Raw genomic sequence first — 15,824 nt, 5'->3', positions numbered from 1 at the left:
CAGCGAAGTGTCCAAGCGCATCCTCCATGGTAGTCGACTGTTTAATATCGGCTAGGAGAACACCGAAAAAGACCTCAAGCGGTAGCGACTCAAGATGAACTTTCCAGCCAAACCGGGCCTCAACCCATTACCTGCCCAACAAGGAATATGAGGCCCTGCCATGAAAACCCTCCTGACACTCACCCTTGCCGCCACCCTCACCTGCGCCCTACCCGCCTGGGCCACTTGTACGCCTGAGGAAGCGACTGCCAAGCGCGAACAATTGGCAAATGAAGTGACCAAGCTCACCGAACAGAACCCGACCAAGGCCAAGGAAATCAACGACGAGTTGCAAGCCATGGACCTGGAGACTGCCAGTAAGGATGTGCCGGATAAGTGCCAGCTGATTGATAAGCGCCTGGAAGAATTGAAGAGCGCAGAAAAGAAAGCTGGGTGATTAGCCACAGCCGAGCACAACCCGCTTTTGTGGCGAGGGGATTTGTGGGAGCAAGGCTTGCCCGCGATGAAGGCGATGCGGTCTTTCAGAAATCGAGGCGTCTGTATCGCGAGCAAGCTTTGCTCCCACAAATCCCCCTCGCCACAGGGGCCCTGCCCTGGACTTGAGTTTGAGTACTCCCCCATAAAAAAACCGGACCCAAGGTCCGGTTCTTTTTATCAAGCGCTAACGCGGTTTCACTCAGCCGCCGGCGCCTCTGGCTTACGGCGCTTGAGTGGGGCCATGCCGTCCTTGCTGACCAGCGACGGGGCGTCGCTCTTCGGGCGGTTGGCGGTCTTGCGCTTGGTCGGGGCCTTGGCGCCGGTTTTCTTCTTGTCGCCCTTGGCGTCGACCTTTTTCTTCTTCACGCCAACGGCCTTGCCCGAGGCCTTGACCTTCTTCGGTCCGCCGTAGGTGCCTTTGACTTCCTTGATGGTGCGGCGCTCGAAACTCTGCTTGAGGTAGCGCTCGACGCTCGACATCAGGTTCCAGTCGCCGTGGCAGATCAGCGAGATCGCCAGGCCGTCGTTGCCGGCACGGCCGGTACGGCCGATGCGGTGCACGTATTCGTCGCCGCTGCGGGGCATGTCGAAGTTGATGACCATGTCCAGGCCTTCCACGTCCAGGCCGCGAGCGGCGACGTCGGTGGCGACGAGGATCTTCACGCCGCCCTGCTTGAGGCGGTCGATGGCCAGCTTGCGGTCCTTCTGGTCTTTCTCGCCGTGCAGTACGAACGCCTTGTATTCCTGGGCCACCAGGCGGCCGTAGATGCGGTCGGCCATGGCCCGGGTGTTGGTGAAGACGATGGCTTTTTCGTAGGTCTCGTTGGCCAGCAACCAGTTGACGATCTGCTCTTTGTGCTGGTTGTGGTCAGCGGTGATGATCTGCTGGCGGGTGGTGGAGTTCAGTTGGCTGACCGCGTTGAGCTGCAAGTGCTCAGGGTTGTTCAGCACCTTGGCGATCATCTCGCGCAGGCCCGAGCCGCCGGTGGTGGCGGAGAACAGCATGGTCTGCTGGCGATTGACGCATTCATCCACCAGGCGCTGCACGTCTTCGGCAAAGCCCATGTCCAGCATGCGGTCGGCTTCGTCCAGCACCAGCACTTCGACCTCCTTGAGGTCGAGGTTGCCGGCGTTCAACTGCTCGATCATCCGCCCTGGGGTGCCGATCAGGATGTCCGGCACCTTGCGCAGCATGGCGGCCTGGACCTTGAAGTCTTCGCCGCCGGTGATCAGGCCGGACTTGATGAAGGTGAACTGCGAGAAGCGCTCCACTTCCTTCAAGGTCTGCTGGGCCAGTTCACGGGTCGGCAACAGGATCAGGGTCTTGATGCTGACGCGGACCTTGGCCGGGCCGATCAGGCGGTTGAGGATCGGCAGCACGAACGCGGCGGTCTTGCCGCTGCCGGTTTGCGCCGTCACCCGCAGGTCACGCCCCTGGAGCGCGAGCGGAATAGCCGCTGCCTGCACCGGCGTTGGCTCGACAAATTTAAGCTCGGCCACGGCTTTGAGCAGGCGTTCGTGCAGGGCGAATTGGGAAAACACGGGTGCTACCTCGAAGAAATGCAAAAAAACAGCTGCATAGGGTAACGGTTTCGAGCGCGAAGGCCGAGTTTCTTTATACAAACGGCGGTAAATCAGTGCATTTTTATCAGCTGCTATTGCATCAACGGTCACTTGACCGGGCTTAAATGCTCTAATCGCACCGTCGCGTCTTTATAGAAGAACCGTTTCGTCCATGGACATCAAACAACTCTGGGTCAATTTCCAAGACCTCTGGGGTGCCCTTGACCAGCACCCGATCCTGCATTCCGGCATCGCCCTGATGTTGCTGCTGGTCATCGCCCTGGTGCTTGGGCGCGTGGCGCGCTACCTGATTTTGCACGCCGCCAAGTTGCTGGGGCGCCAACCGGCGTTGAACTGGGTCAACGACCTGCGCCAGAACAAGGTCTTTCATCGCCTGGCGCAGATGACGCCGTCGCTGATCATCCAGTTCGGCCTGCACCTGGTGCCGGAACTGAGCAAGACCAGCATGATTTTCCTGGGCAACGTCGCCCTGGCGTTCACCATCCTGTTCATGGTGCTGAGCCTCAGTGCCCTGCTCAGCACCATGCTGGACGTGTACGCCCGCACCGAACATGCGCGGACCCGCTCGATCAAAGGCTATGTGCAACTGACGAAGATGGTGCTGTATGTGTTTGGCGCGATCATCATCGTTGCCACCCTGATCGACCGCTCGCCCCTGTTACTGCTGTCGGGCCTGGGTGCGATGTCGGCGGTGATCCTGTTGGTCTACAAGGACACCCTGCTGTCGTTCGTCGCCAGCGTGCAACTGACCAGCAACGACATGCTGCGGGTCGGCGACTGGATCGAGATGCCCCAGGTCGGCGCCGACGGTGACGTGGTGGACATCACGCTGCACACGGTCAAGGTGCAGAACTTCGACAAGACCATCGTCTCGATCCCCACCTGGCGCCTGATGTCCGAGTCGTTCAAGAACTGGCGCGGCATGCAGCAGTCCGGCGGGCGAAGGATCAAGCGCAGCCTGTTCATCGACGCCAGCGGCGTGCGTTTCCTGCATGACGAGGAAGAACAGCGCCTGACCCAGGTACGCCTGCTGACCGACTACATCGGCCGCAAGCAGGCCGAACTCAAGGCCTGGAACGAGGCCCAGGGCAACGTCGCGGCGATGTCGGCCAACCGTCGGCGGATGACCAACCTGGGGACCTTCCGCGCCTATGCACTGGCGTATTTGAAAAGCCACCCGGAGATCCAGCCGAACATGACCTGCATGGTCCGGCAGATGCAAACCACCGCCCAGGGCATCCCGCTGGAAATCTACTGCTTCACCCGCACCACCGCGTGGGCGGACTACGAGCGCATCCAGGGGGATATTTTCGATTACCTGCTGGCGGTGATGCCGGAGTTCGGGCTGAACCTGTACCAGCAGCCAAGCGGCACGGACCTGCGCTCGGGGCTGCTGCCGGCGGTGCTGGGGGCGAGCCACCTGCCGGAGCCGCAGAAGCAGGTGGTCTGACCCTCACAACAAATCCCCCTGTGGGAGCGGGCTTGCTCGCGAAGGCAGAGTATCAGTCGATATTTAATTGACTGACCCACCGCTTTCGCGAGCAAGCCCGCTCCCACAAGGGTTTTCAGTGTGCAGGCAGCGGATGGCGTATCCCCAACCGACTGATCCAAACCGCCGCCAATATCACCGACCCACCCAGCAGCAACCGCCCCAGTGCCTCGTGCTGGTTCCAGATCAGCAGGTTCACCAGCAGCCCCACCGGCACATGCAGGTTGTTCATCACCGCCAGCGTCCCGCCGTTGACCAGGCACGCGCCTTTGTTCCACCAGTACAATCCCAGGGCGGTGGAGACCAGGCCGAGGAACACCAGCACGCCCCATTGCAGCGGCGCTTCAGGCCAGAAGTTGGCCTTGCCGAACAGCAGGAAAGCCGGCAACGCCACCATCAGCGCACCAAGATAGAAATAACCGAAACGCCGGTAATGCGGCAGCTCGCTCGGGTGGCGGGCCACCAGGTGTTTGTACAGCACCTGCCCGGCCGCATAGGTGAAGTTGGCCAGTTGCAGCAGCAAGAAGCCCATGAAGAAATCCGGGTTGATCCGGTCGTAGCGAATCACCGCCGCGCCGGCCACGGCCACCAGCGCCGCGATCAGCGCCCAGGGATTGAAGCGACGGTTCAGCGCGTCTTCGATCAAGGTCACGTGCAAGGGGGTAAGGATGGTGAAAAGCAGCACCTCGGGCACCGTCAGCACTCGAAAGCTCAGGTACAGGCAGACGTAGGTCACGCCAAACTGCAAGGCACCGATCAATAACATGCCGCGCATGAACGCCGGCTCCACCTGGCGCCAGCGCGTCAGCGGGATGAACACCAACCCGGCCAGCAACACCCGCACCAGCACCGCGAAATAACTGTCCACATGCCCGGCCAGGTACTCGCCGATCAGGCTGAAGGAAAACGCCTGGATCAATGTCACAAACAGTAGATAGCCCATACCGCCCTCGTTTCGAATGGCGGCGAAGATAGCGGTTTTGAACGGTGGGAGCGAGCTTGCTCGCGATGGCGGTGTGTCAGTCAGCCTCTCTATTTCTGACCCACCGCCATCGCGAGCAAGCTCGCTCCCACAGATTCCCCACTAACTCGGAACTTCATCCACGACCCAAGAATTGGCCTGACGCTGGTGCCGGTGGTTGGCGGCACGCTGGAGCACTCGGGTCAGCGCCTGGAAGTTGGCCGGTTTGGTCAAGATGTCATCGGCACCAGCGGCCCTGAAACGTTCTATCTCGCTGGAAAAAACACTCGCGGTGAAAGCAACGATGTAGCAAGTATCGCCCTGGGGTAACTCGCGGATTCTACGCACCGCCTCCATCCCATCCATCACGGGCATGTTGATATCCATCAGAATGATCTCTGGCGTCGAAACCATGCAACGATTGACCGCTTCCAGGCCATCTGACGCAAGGTCGGGTGCATAACCCAACTCGTGTAGCATCGCCATGGCCACTTTCTGGCTCACCGAATGGTTCTCCACCAGAAGGATATCGAGCGGATAATCCTCGGCAAAAGACGAGTCGAAGCCAACCGCCACATGATCATCCCTATCGGGTATTTCCGAGACTGAAAAAAGCGCCATGGGGAGAGAAAAAGAGAATGTCGAGCCGACACCTGGCTGGCTGGTGAACGATAAAGTCCCCTGCTGCGCCTCGAGCAGGTTCTTACAGATCGAAAGACCCAACCCACTCCCCGTGAAGCGTTGGCTAGCCGGCCCTTTGAACTGGGCAAAGGGCTTGAACAGATTGTCTTGCCGTTCGGCGGGGATACCGATGCCGGTATCACGTATGGAGAAGTCGAGCCACGCTTGAGAGCCGTAACCGCTGGTGGTGACCAGGAGCGATATTTTTCCGACTTCGGTAAATTTGACCGCATTGCCCAGCAAGTTGATCAATATCTGGCGAAGGCAGTCCATATCGGTTTTGACCAAAGGCGGTACGTCCGGGGAAAACTGCGCCTCCAGCACTATGAGTTTGTCCTGGATATTTTGCCGGATTAGCTCCATACAGGATGAAACCAGTGCTCTCACTTCGAAAACACGAGGTTTCAATTCAAGTTTGCCCGCTTCGATTTTTGCCAGGTCGAGAATGTTATCGATAAGAGACAGCAGGGTCCGTCCACTGGAATGAATCGTTGTGAGAAGACGGCGTTGCTCGGGATCGAGGGCGGACCGGGCCAATAACTCGGTCGCGCCAATGACACCGTACATCGGGGTGCGAATTTCATGACTCATGGTTGCCAGAAAGCTGGTTTTTGAACGATCGGCGTCTTCGGCGGCATTTTTTGCCTGATTCAATACCTGCTCATTGACTCGCAGGTGCTGGAGATGAGCGCGCATGCGTAAAAGGAGGAAAGCGAGAAATACCAGGATGGCCAGGATGATGTGGTACAGGGAGTCATGATTAAGTTGTTGGTAGTAGTCCGCCAAGGTAACTTCCGCCCCGACAACATACACCGTACCGTCTTGTGATTTTAAGGGGACAAAGACCGCGCGAAAATCACCCCAATGATCCGAGTAGTCGATCCAGGTTGGTTCGGTACGCTTAAAACTATCGAGTAAAGCCTGGCTGGCATCGGGATAAGGGTCGAAGAAACGCACGAAATTATTCTCTTGAATTTCTTTTTTCGATGCGCTGGAACTGACCAGGTAGGCCTTTGCACCTCGCTTGATCACGCTATAGACAAAAGCAGTGCCCATGGACTCGTTGAAGCCGGAGAGGCGCTGAATGGTATCCCAGTCCTGCGCTTGCGATTTGGATTGTTTATCGACCAGATTGTCATGGTAACGGTCGCCGAGGATAGCCGAAGCACCCAGCGCGGCATGCAGCAATTTATTATTAATGTTGTCAGTAAGGACGCTTTGCGTCTCGACATAGAGGTAGTAGATATAGCCACCTGCCCCTATGAGATAGACCAGAAATAAGGCCCATGTTTGCCGTTTGATTTTTAACATATCACAGCCTCCCTACTGTAATTCGGCGCATAAAGTACCACAGCCAGACATCGACAGACTTGCCCAATCCGAGTGAGTTTACGGCCTGCCTATCTCCCAGCCCTCAAGGCTTGAGGGGTCGTTCATGTTTAGGTGGTGGTTATTTCTGTTCCCCAAAAAAAAGCCCGATCTCGCTAAAGCGTTCAATCGGGCTGATGCACTCAGGAGCAATAAGTGCAAAGGGAGGTTCGATGCGCAAAACGGTTTGAAGGGAAGCGCCAAGCCACTAGACCACTTGGCGATTACCTGAGGATTAACGGATCAGGCGACCTGGGACAGTTTGGCGTTGGCCTGATTCAGGCCCTTCTCCTGGAAGTCGCCGCCCAGGTTCATGCCCTCGGCATGGATGAAGGTCACGTCGTGGATCCCGATGAAGCCCATGACCTGGCGCAAGTAGGGTTCTTGATGGTCAGTGCTGCCGCCGGCATGAATGCCGCCACGGGCGGTCAGCACGAAAGCGCGCTTGTCGGCCAGCAGGCCTTGAGGGCCGGTGGGGGTGTATTTGAACGTCACGCCGGCACGCAGCACATGGTCGAGCCACGCTTTCAGGGTGCTGGGGATGGCGAAGTTGTACATCGGCGCTGCCATCACCAGCACGTCAGCGGCAAGCAGCTCATCGGTCAGTTGGTTGGAGCGCTCCAGCGAGGCGTTTTCAACGTCGCTGCGCTGCTCGGCCGGCTTCATCCAGCCACCCAGCAGATTGGCATCCAGGTGCGGCACCGGGTTGATGGCCAGGTCGCGAACGCTGATTTCGTCGGCCGGGTGCGCCGCTTTCCACTGGCTGATGAAGGTCTGGGTCAGTTGACGGGACACCGAGTCTTGCTGGCGGGCACTGCTTTCGATGATCAGAACGCGGGACATGGCTTGTAGGCTCCATCTGAGAATGTTGTCAGTCGATGGAGTGAAGGTTAAACGCGAGCATATCGATGAAAAAGCGCAAATAACTGCTGTAAAGCATCGATAAATTCGTTTATAAGCGGAGCAAGCAATATTGCCTGCCCCGCTGCCGGGCTATTTCGGCTGACAGGTCAGCTTGATGCGCAGCTTGATGATGTTGCGGTTGAACTTGGCCGTGGCGTTCTTGAACTTGCCGGCGGCGACTTCGAGCTTGCGGGTGCGCGGTGCCTCGGGGCCATTACTGAAGACCACGGTGCAGGCCGCGTCAGTGCTGCCGTAGTTGTTGACCTGGATGGAACCGATGTCGGCATCGGTGTCATAGGCGTTGTAGTCGATGCTCAGGCCGTTGAGGTGTTTTTCCACATCGATCGGGTAGGCAAACGCAGTCAGTGGCAGCAAGGCCAGCACCACACAACAGATTTTCTTCATTCGGCAGTCTCCACCAAGGGACTGCCAGCTTAGGACAAGAGGAGCCCGATATGAAAGCGCCCCGCGTGACCCTTGATCAATGGCGCACCTTGCAGGCCGTGGTCGACCACGGCGGCTTCGCCCAGGCCGCTGAAGTGCTGCATCGCTCCCAGTCGTCAGTGAGCTACACCGTGGCCCGCATGCAGGATCAGCTCGGCGTACCGTTGCTGCGCATCGATGGGCGCAAGGCCGTGTTGACCGAAGCCGGCGGTGTGCTGCTGCGCCGCTCGCGACAACTGGTGAAACAGGCCAGCCAACTGGAAGACCTGGCCCACCACATGGAGCAAGGCTGGGAAGCGGAAGTGCGCCTGGTGGTCGACGCGGCCTACCCCAACGCCCGCCTGGTTCGCGCCTTGACGGCGTTCATGCCACAAAGCCGTGGCTGCCGGGTGCGGCTGCGCGAAGAAGTGTTGTCGGGTGTCGAAGAAGTGCTGCTCGAAGGCGTGGCCGACCTGGCCATCAGCAGCTTCAGCATTCCTGGCTATCTGGGAGCCGAATTGAGCGACGTTGAATTCGTCGCGGTGGCCCATCCCGAACACGCCCTGCATCGCCTCAACCGCGAGCTGACGTTCCAGGATCTGGAAAGCCAATTGCAAGTGGTGATCCGCGACTCCGGACGCCAGCAACCTCGCGACGTGGGTTGGCTCGGTGCCGAGCAGCGCTGGACCGTCGGCAGCCTGGCCACCGCCGCGACTTTCGTGGGCAGCGGCCTGGGCTTCGCCTGGCTGCCCCGGCACATGATTGAGCGGGAACTCAAGGAAGGCACGCTTAAACAGCTACCCTTGGATCAGGGCGGCAGCCGCAACCCAAGCTTCTATCTGTATTCGAACAAGGAAAAACCCCTTGGCCCGGCCACGCAGATCCTGATCGAATTGCTGCGCACCTTCGACACCGCGCCACTGGATGCGCCGTTCGCCGCCCCAGAACAAGCCTGACAAGGACTTCGACCATGGCCTATTTTGCACACGAAGGTTGCAACCTGCACTACGAGGAATACGGCCACGGCGCGCCCTTGCTGCTGGTCCACGGGCTGGGCTCCAGTACCCGGGATTGGGAAAAGCAGATCCCGGTGCTGTCCGCCCATAACCACCTGATCGTGGTGGATGTGCGCGGCCACGGTCGTTCCGACAAACCCCGCGAGCGCTATAGCATCGAAGGTTTCAGCGCCGACCTGAGCGCCCTGATCGATCACCTGGACCTGGGCCCGGTGCACCTGGTGGGCTGGTCCATGGGCGGCATGATCTGTTTCCAATTGGCGGTGGATGAGCCAGAACGGGTCAAAAGCCTGTGCATCGTCAACAGCGCGCCAGAGGTCAAGGTCCGCACGCTCGACGATTGCTGGCAATGGTTCAAGCGCTGGAGCCTGATGCGCCTGCTCAGCCTGGAGACCATCGGCAAGGCCCTCGGCGCCAAGTTATTCCCCAAGCCCGAACAAACCGAGTTACGCCTGGAAATGGCCCGACGCTGGGCAAAGAACGACAAACGTGCTTATCTCGCCAGCTTCGATGCGATCGTAGGCTGGGGCGTTCAGGAACGACTTTCGCAGGTTGCCTGTCCAACCCTCGTCATCTGCGCCGACCACGACTACACCCCGGTGGCGCTGAAAGAAGCCTATGTAAAACGGCTGCCCGACGCACGGCTGGTGGTCATCGCCGATTCACGGCACGCTACCCCGCTGGATCAACCCGAACGCTTCAACCAAACCCTGCTCGACTTTTTGACCGCAACCGATTCCACCACTCAGGATCTCTGACCCCATGCTGAAAAAACTCGCCCTTGCCGCCGGCACCGTACTGTTTGCCGCCAACCTGATGGCCGCGACACCCGCCAAGGCACCGCATGTATTGCTGGACACCACCAACGGCCAGATCGAAATCGAACTGGACCCGGTCAAGGCCCCCATCAGTACCAAGAACTTCCTTGAGTACGTGGACAGCGGCTTCTACAACAACACGATTTTCCACCGTGTGATCCCGGGCTTCATGGCCCAGGGCGGCGGCTTTACCCAGCAGATGCAGCAAAAAGACACCAAGGCACCGATCAAGAACGAAGCCAGCAATGGCCTGCACAACGTTCGTGGCACCTTGTCGATGGCCCGCACGTCCAACCCGGACTCGGCCACCAGCCAGTTCTTCATCAACGTGGCCGACAACGCCTTCCTCGATCCGGGCCGTGACGCCGGTTACGCGGTGTTCGCCAAAGTGGTCAAGGGCATGGACGTGGTGGACATCATCGTCAACTCCCAGACCACGACCAAACAAGGCATGCAAAACGTGCCGATCGACCCTGTGCTCATCAAGTCGGCCAAGCGCATCGACTGAAGAGGCACACGGCAAGCCTGGGCGGCGCGGTGACCCGCGCCGCCCATAGCAAAAAGGAGAGCCCTTGCCAGGGCATTGACTGATGGTTTATCGCCGTTTCGAAACACTGATCGATATCTTCCGCGACGCCCCGACCTCGGCCCCACCGAATCGCGTCCTGCCCTTCTACACCTATTACCTGAAACAGGTCTGGCCCAGCTTCGCCGTACTGCTGGTGGTCGGCCTGATCGGCGCGCTGATCGAAGTGGCGCTGTTCAGCTACCTGAGCCGCATCATCGACCTGACCCAGGGCACGCCCAACGTCGACTTCTTCAAGGTCCATGGCCTGGAACTGGCCTGGATGGCCGTGGTGGCGCTGGTTTTCCGGCCGATCTTCGTGGCCCTGCATGACCTGCTCGTGCACCAGACCCTGAGCCCCAGCATGACCAGCCTGATTCGCTGGCAGAACCACAGCTACGTGCTCAAGCAGAGCCTGAATTTCTTCCAGAACGACTTCGCCGGGCGCATCGCCCAGCGCATCATGCAGACCGGCAACTCCCTGCGTGACTCGGCGGTGCAGGCCGTGGATGCCTTGTGGCACGTGCTGATCTACGCCGTCAGTTCCCTGGTGCTGTTCGCCGAAGCCGACTGGCGCCTGATGATCCCGCTGCTGATGTGGATCGCCGCCTACATCGGCGCACTCTGCTATTTCGTACCACGGGTCAAGGAGCGCTCGGTGGTGTCGTCCGATGCCCGCTCCAAGCTGATGGGGCGGATCGTCGATGGCTACACCAACATCACCACCCTGAAGCTGTTCGCCCATACCAATTTCGAACAGCAATACGCCCGCGAAGCCATCCAGGAGCAGACCGAAAAAGCCCAGTTGGCTGGCCGCGTGGTGACCAGCATGGACCTGGTCATCACCAGCATGAACGGGCTGCTGATCGTCGGCACCACGGCCCTGGCGCTGTGGTTGTGGACCCAGTCGCTGATCAGCGTCGGCGCCATCGCGTTGGCCACCGGGCTAGTGATCCGCATCGTCAACATGTCCGGCTGGATCATGTGGGTCGTCACCGGCATCTTCGAAAACATCGGCATGGTCCAGGACGGTCTGCAGACCATCGCCCAGCCGGTCAGTGTCACCGACCGTGACCAGGCCAAGCCCCTGGCCGTGGCCCGGGGCGAGGTGCGTTTCGAGCATGTGGACTTCCACTATGGCAAGAAAAGCGGTGTGATCGGCGATCTGAACCTGACCATCAAGCCCGGCGAGAAAATCGGCCTGATCGGCCCGTCCGGCGCGGGTAAATCCACCTTGGTCAACCTGCTGCTGCGCCTCTATGACGTGCAGGGCGGGCGTATCCTCATCGACGGCCAGGACATCGCCGAAGTCGGCCAGGAAAGCCTGCGCGAGCGCATCGGCATGATTACCCAGGACACCTCGCTGCTGCATCGTTCGATTCGCGACAACCTGCTCTACGGCAAGCCAGACGCCACCGATGCGCAACTCTGGGAAGCCGTGCGCAAGGCCCGGGCCGATGAGTTCATCCCGCTGCTGTCGGACGCCGAAGGCCGCACCGGCTTCGATGCCCATGTGGGTGAGCGCGGCGTGAAACTGTCCGGCGGTCAGCGCCAACGCATCGCTATCGCACGGGTGCTGCTCAAGGACGCGCCGATCCTGATCATGGACGAAGCGACGTCGGCGCTGGACTCGGAAGTCGAGGCGGCGATCCAGGAAAGCCTCGAGACCTTGATGCAAGGCAAGACCGTGATCGCCATCGCCCACCGCCTCTCCACCATCGCCCGGATGGACCGGTTGGTGGTGCTGGAGAATGGCCGCATCGCCGAAACCGGCAGCCATGCCGAGTTGCTGGCCCATGGCGGGTTGTATGCGCGGCTGTGGCAGCATCAGACGGGTGGGTTCGTGGGGATCGACTGAGTCGGGTTGGCCTCTACAGGCAGGAGGTGTGGGATCGTGTGGGAGCAAGGCTTGCCCGCGATGAAGATGACGCGGTCTCCCGGATGGCCCGAGGCGCCTGCATCGCGAGCAAGCTTTGCTCCCACAGCCCAGTGTCCGAACGCCATTCTGAAAAATTCTGTCCAGGATCCATTTAGCCCACACCGCAACCACATACTCCCCACCGACCACGGCCAAAACCGCCACCGTCCATGACGCTGGCGGTTTTTTTGTCGCTGGATTTGTCGCCGCACTCTGCTGTACTCAGCCCAGGTTCTGGAGATGAACCTGTCGTAATGCTGCTGGATGCATAACCGATTATCACGACTGTCTTATCAAGGATACTTATGTCTTTACTCAAACGTTCAACGACTGAGTTGTTGGGTACGTTCTGGCTGGTATTGGGCGGCTGTGGCAGCGCGGTATTGGCTGCCTCAGGGATTGGCGTGCTGGGGGTTGCCCTGGCCTTCGGCTTGACGGTGTTGACCATGGCGTTCGCCATCGGGCATATCTCGGGTTGCCACCTGAACCCCGCGGTGTCGGTGGGCTTGTACGTGGGCGGGCGGTTTCCGGCCAGGGAGTTGCCTGCCTACATCATTGCCCAAGTCATAGGGGGCGTGTTGGCCGCGGCGCTGATCTACTTCATCGCCAGCGGCAAGGAAGGCTTTGACCTGGCTGCGTCCGGCCTGGCCGCGAACGGTTACGGCGAGCATTCCCCTGGTGGGTATTCGATGCCGGCCGGTTTTGTCACCGAGCTGGTCATGACGGCGATGTTCATCCTGATCATCCTCGGCGCCACCGATAAACGTGCGCCGGCAGGGCTGGCGCCGATTGCCATCGGCCTGGCCCTGACGCTCATTCACCTGATCTCGATTCCGGTCACCAACACGTCCGTCAACCCGGCCCGCAGTACCGGTCCGGCGCTGCTTGTCGGTGGCTGGGCGATCGAGCAACTGTGGCTGTTCTGGGTGGCGCCGCTGCTGGGCGCCGTCATCGGCGGTGTCTCGTACCGCTGGCTGGGCCAGGAAAACCGCTGAGTCACACCCGCGAAGATCAGCACTGCCGATAAGGCAGTGCTGTCTTCGCCTCTTCAGCATAAGCCAGCACACCCTCCTGTTCCCGGGCGAGAAAGTCTTCAACCGCAGCTTTCAAACCGGAGTGGCGCAGGTAATGCCATGAGCGAGTAATCACCGGCTCGAACCCGCGAATCAATTTGTGCTCGCCCTGGGCACCGGCGTCAAAGCGCTGCAAACCGTGGGCAATCGCGTAGTCCATGCCTTGATAGAAACAGGTCTCGAAGTGCAGGCGGTCGAACTCCGCCAGACAGCCCCAATAACGTCCATAGAAACTGTCGCCACCCACCAGGCTGAACGCCATCGCCACCGGCCGCGAACCTTGCTTGGCCAGCACCACGCGAATGGCCTCGGGCATGCGTTCGGCCAGCAGGCTGAAGAACGCTCGGGTCAGGTAGGGCGCCTGGCGTCGTATCGCGTAGGTGTTGGCGTAACAGGCGTAGACAAAATCCCACTGCGCCTCGTCCAACTGATGACCTTCGAGCCATTCGAAGTCGATGCCCTGCCCCGCCACTTGTTCGCGCTCCTTGCGCATCTGCTTGCGCTTGCGGGAACTGAGCGCATCGAGAAAATCCTGGAAGTCCCGATAGCCGCGATTTTGCCAGTGATACTGGCAGCCAATCCGCTGTAGCCAACCTTCCTGCCCGACGAGCGCCGCGTCGGTGAAGGCATCGGTGAAATTGATGTGGGCACTGGAGAGCCCTTCGATCTCCAGGTACCCCGGCAAGCTGCCCAACAGCTCCAGGCCATCTTCCGCGCGCGCTGCCAGCAACCGCGGGCCACTGACCGGGCTGAACGGCACCGCCGTCAGCAGCTTGGGGTAGTACTCGATGCCGGCGCGGGCGCAAGCGTCGGCCCAGGCATGGTCGAACACGTATTCGCCGTAGGAGTGCCACTTGCGGTAACTGGGCAAGGCCGCCAGCAGACGACCGTCCTCAATGTGCAGCAAATGCTCGGCTTGCCAACCGGAACTCGGCCCCAGGCTGGCACTGTCTTCCAGGGTGCTGAGGAAGGCGTGGCGCAGGAAAGGCTGGTTGGCGGGCACCAGTGCGTCCCACTCGTGCGGCGCGATGGCGGACAGGCTGTCCAAGACGTGAAGCGGCATGCGGTTACTCGATAGCCAGACGACGGATGGAGCGAGTATCGCCGATCCTGACCGGGCGCACATAAAAAAACCCCGCCAGAGGCGGGGTTCAAAGGAGCGCTTTAACGGATGAAGTCAGAGCGGTGTATCAAGTCAGCGCGATTTAGAACACGTACTGGGCACGGACAACCACACCTTTGCCGCTGTCATCACCATTGGCGTTGGTCACGTTGTCGGTCTTGGCCTTGACGTAAGCGGCAGAGATTTTCACCGCTTCGTTGGCGTACCAGTTCACGCCCAGGTTGTGCACCTTGGCTTCGGCATCGCCCACTTCACGGGTGGCCGAGGCAGTGGTGATGTTGTCGTCTTCGACGGTCATGCTGTCGAAGCGGTAGAACACTTCCCAGGCGCCGATGGATTTGTTCTGAGGCTTGATCGCGTCAAACTTGCCGACTTTATAACCGCGGGACTCACCGGTGATGGTGTAGGCACCCTGGACGTAGAAGCCGTGGCCTTTGAGGTCTTCGAAGGCGGCGCTGTCAGCCTTGGTCTTGCGGGAGATGTACTCACCCTGGATCGACGCAGGACCCATGGCGAAAGCGGCTTCCAGGCCGAAAGCGGTGTCAGTGTCGTACGAGCCGGCCGGCGAGTTGTTGGCGCCGCCCAGCACCGGACGGTTGCCGTTAGGACCGGCATCGTTGCCGCCCAGGGTCTCGACGCCACGCATGCCCAGACGGGAGCGATAACGCGCATCGAACGCAGTGTCGGAGACGTCACGCGAGGCCACGTTCAAGCCGAAGTGCAGCACGTTGCCGGCTTCGTGCATCGGGGCGAATACGAAACGACCGTTGGCTTGTTTGATGCTGTTGCCGTCGGTGTCGTCGGTGTCTTTGCTGAATACACCGGCCGAGGCGTAGAAAGAATCGGCGAAGGTGCTGGAAGCCTGGATGCCCAGACCGTTCTGATGGCCGTTGGCCCAGTCGATCAGGTCGTAGGCGGCGTTACGCTCAGGCGCGGTCACCCACTTGGAACTGGTGGCTTTTTCCAAGCCGAAGTCGGGGTCGAAGCGACCGACTTTGATCGACACCGGCTTGAAGCCGTTATAGGCCAGGGACGCTTCGTCGAAGTAGCCGTTATCGGAGTCGCCGCTGTTATGGGAGAAGTCGTAGTTGATGGTGTAGGCCCAGTCCGTGTACAGCACGCCCGACAGCTCCAGGAAGCCGCGGCGGATGTAAGCGGCATCGGCCTTGTCGCCATTGTCGGTGTAGATCCCCTTGAACTGGCTGTAGTCAGCCTGCAAACGACCGCCGAGCTTGAAGCTGAACTCTTTGTCAGTGGTAGCGACCTCAAGGCCGCCCTTGGTTTTGACCACGATATCGGCGCCATCGGTGGTGACGGTGCCGGCGAAAGCCTGGGCGGTTACTGCCATTGCCAGTGCGCTGGCGGCAACACCTGCGAAGTGCTTGCGAATCATCGAAGAATTCCCCTGTTGGTAGTCTATGCCGT

14 protein-coding genes are annotated in these 15,824 nt (G+C 60.0%); 7 read left to right on the top strand and 7 right to left on the bottom strand.

Going from position 1 to position 15,824, the window contains the following annotated elements; translation table 11 throughout:
* Positions 1-160 precede the first annotated feature (160 nt).
* The gene (locus tag AD662_RS07895) at positions 161-436 is read left to right on the top strand and encodes a hypothetical protein (protein ID WP_053178460.1); all 276 of its coding nucleotides are present in this window, start codon (positions 161-163) and stop codon (positions 434-436) included.
* 236 nt (positions 437-672) lie between these two features.
* On the opposite strand, the gene AD662_RS07890 is transcribed toward AD662_RS07895, so the two are convergent.
* Positions 673-2,019 carry a DEAD/DEAH box helicase gene (locus tag AD662_RS07890; protein ID WP_014337093.1) on the bottom strand — a complete coding sequence of 449 codons (1,347 nt, stop codon included), beginning with the start codon at positions 2,017-2,019 and terminating at the stop codon, positions 673-675.
* Between the two features lie 193 nt (positions 2,020-2,212).
* Here AD662_RS07890 and AD662_RS07885 point away from each other — a divergent pair, with 193 nt between their 5' ends.
* Positions 2,213-3,511: a mechanosensitive ion channel family protein gene (locus tag AD662_RS07885; RefSeq protein ID WP_053186461.1), complete on the top strand. Its 1,299-nt coding sequence runs from the start codon at positions 2,213-2,215 to the stop codon at positions 3,509-3,511.
* 115 nt (positions 3,512-3,626) lie between these two features.
* On the opposite strand, the gene AD662_RS07880 is transcribed toward AD662_RS07885, so the two are convergent.
* The 4 genes from AD662_RS07880 to AD662_RS07865 form a co-directional block, all read right to left on the bottom strand.
* Positions 3,627-4,493, bottom strand: a complete 867-nt coding sequence (locus tag AD662_RS07880; protein ID WP_053186457.1) for a carboxylate/amino acid/amine transporter — start codon at positions 4,491-4,493, stop codon at positions 3,627-3,629.
* A gap of 141 nt (positions 4,494-4,634) precedes the next feature.
* Positions 4,635-6,503 carry an ATP-binding protein gene (locus AD662_RS07875; protein WP_053186454.1) on the bottom strand — a complete coding sequence of 623 codons (1,869 nt, stop codon included), beginning with the start codon at positions 6,501-6,503 and terminating at the stop codon, positions 4,635-4,637.
* A gap of 300 nt (positions 6,504-6,803) precedes the next feature.
* The gene (locus AD662_RS07870) at positions 6,804-7,403 is read right to left on the bottom strand and encodes an FMN-dependent NADH-azoreductase (protein ID WP_018607593.1); all 600 of its coding nucleotides are present in this window, start codon (positions 7,401-7,403) and stop codon (positions 6,804-6,806) included.
* A gap of 150 nt (positions 7,404-7,553) precedes the next feature.
* Positions 7,554-7,868: a hypothetical protein gene (locus AD662_RS07865; protein ID WP_018607591.1), complete on the bottom strand. Its 315-nt coding sequence runs from the start codon at positions 7,866-7,868 to the stop codon at positions 7,554-7,556.
* 50 nt (positions 7,869-7,918) lie between these two features.
* Here AD662_RS07865 and AD662_RS07860 point away from each other — a divergent pair, with 50 nt between their 5' ends.
* The 5 genes from AD662_RS07860 (at position 7,919) to aqpZ (ending at position 13,198) form a co-directional block, all read left to right on the top strand.
* A complete protein-coding gene (locus AD662_RS07860) occupies positions 7,919-8,842 on the top strand; it encodes a PA3225 family LysR-type transcriptional regulator (RefSeq protein ID WP_003198924.1) in 924 nt (307 codons plus the stop codon).
* A gap of 14 nt (positions 8,843-8,856) precedes the next feature.
* Positions 8,857-9,660, top strand: a complete 804-nt coding sequence (locus tag AD662_RS07855) for an alpha/beta fold hydrolase (protein WP_053186450.1) — start codon at positions 8,857-8,859, stop codon at positions 9,658-9,660.
* 4 nt (positions 9,661-9,664) lie between these two features.
* Positions 9,665-10,228 carry a peptidylprolyl isomerase A gene (locus AD662_RS07850; protein ID WP_018607583.1) on the top strand — a complete coding sequence of 188 codons (564 nt, stop codon included), beginning with the start codon at positions 9,665-9,667 and terminating at the stop codon, positions 10,226-10,228.
* Positions 10,229-10,310: 82 nt separating this feature from the next.
* Positions 10,311-12,143: an ABC transporter ATP-binding protein gene (locus AD662_RS07845; RefSeq protein WP_014337085.1), complete on the top strand. Its 1,833-nt coding sequence runs from the start codon at positions 10,311-10,313 to the stop codon at positions 12,141-12,143.
* Between the two features lie 365 nt (positions 12,144-12,508).
* Complete coding sequence (aqpZ, locus tag AD662_RS07840; protein WP_018607581.1) at positions 12,509-13,198, top strand: aquaporin Z; 690 nt, start codon at positions 12,509-12,511, stop codon at positions 13,196-13,198.
* A 16-nt stretch (positions 13,199-13,214) separates the two neighbouring features.
* Here aqpZ and AD662_RS07835 read toward each other — a convergent pair whose 3' ends face one another.
* Together AD662_RS07835 and AD662_RS07830 are read right to left on the bottom strand one after the other, a co-directional pair.
* A complete protein-coding gene (locus AD662_RS07835; protein WP_053186447.1) occupies positions 13,215-14,339 on the bottom strand; it encodes a GNAT family N-acetyltransferase in 1,125 nt (374 codons plus the stop codon).
* A gap of 142 nt (positions 14,340-14,481) precedes the next feature.
* Positions 14,482-15,792 carry an OprO/OprP family phosphate-selective porin gene (locus AD662_RS07830; protein WP_053178454.1) on the bottom strand — a complete coding sequence of 437 codons (1,311 nt, stop codon included), beginning with the start codon at positions 15,790-15,792 and terminating at the stop codon, positions 14,482-14,484.
* Positions 15,793-15,824 lie beyond the last annotated feature (32 nt).

Origin of the sequence: Pseudomonas kilonensis (genome assembly GCF_001269885.1) — a bacterium.
In the GTDB taxonomy this organism is placed as follows: Bacteria; Pseudomonadota; Gammaproteobacteria; order Pseudomonadales; family Pseudomonadaceae; genus Aquipseudomonas; species Aquipseudomonas kilonensis.
Note: the sequence above shows the minus strand (reverse complement) of the source record. Positions and strands in the feature narration are given on the sequence as shown.

Excerpts from the sequence above, each read along its gene's own strand:
- AD662_RS07895 (WP_053178460.1), top strand. The coding sequence starts at position 161 with ATGAAAACCCTCCTGACACTCACCCTTGCCGCCACCCTCACCTGCGCC.
- AD662_RS07885 (WP_053186461.1), top strand. The coding sequence starts at position 2,213 with ATGGACATCAAACAACTCTGGGTCAATTTCCAAGACCTCTGGGGTGCC.
- AD662_RS07880 (WP_053186457.1), bottom strand. The coding sequence starts at position 4,493 with ATGGGCTATCTACTGTTTGTGACATTGATCCAGGCGTTTTCCTTCAGC.
- AD662_RS07875 (WP_053186454.1), bottom strand. The coding sequence starts at position 6,503 with ATGTTAAAAATCAAACGGCAAACATGGGCCTTATTTCTGGTCTATCTC.
- AD662_RS07870 (WP_018607593.1), bottom strand. The coding sequence starts at position 7,403 with ATGTCCCGCGTTCTGATCATCGAAAGCAGTGCCCGCCAGCAAGACTCG.
- AD662_RS07865 (WP_018607591.1), bottom strand. The coding sequence starts at position 7,868 with ATGAAGAAAATCTGTTGTGTGGTGCTGGCCTTGCTGCCACTGACTGCG.
- AD662_RS07860 (WP_003198924.1), top strand. The coding sequence starts at position 7,919 with ATGAAAGCGCCCCGCGTGACCCTTGATCAATGGCGCACCTTGCAGGCC.
- AD662_RS07855 (WP_053186450.1), top strand. The coding sequence starts at position 8,857 with ATGGCCTATTTTGCACACGAAGGTTGCAACCTGCACTACGAGGAATAC.
- AD662_RS07850 (WP_018607583.1), top strand. The coding sequence starts at position 9,665 with ATGCTGAAAAAACTCGCCCTTGCCGCCGGCACCGTACTGTTTGCCGCC.
- AD662_RS07845 (WP_014337085.1), top strand. The coding sequence starts at position 10,311 with ATGGTTTATCGCCGTTTCGAAACACTGATCGATATCTTCCGCGACGCC.
- aqpZ (WP_018607581.1), top strand. The coding sequence starts at position 12,509 with ATGTCTTTACTCAAACGTTCAACGACTGAGTTGTTGGGTACGTTCTGG.
- AD662_RS07835 (WP_053186447.1), bottom strand. The coding sequence starts at position 14,339 with ATGCCGCTTCACGTCTTGGACAGCCTGTCCGCCATCGCGCCGCACGAG.
- AD662_RS07830 (WP_053178454.1), bottom strand. The coding sequence starts at position 15,792 with ATGATTCGCAAGCACTTCGCAGGTGTTGCCGCCAGCGCACTGGCAATG.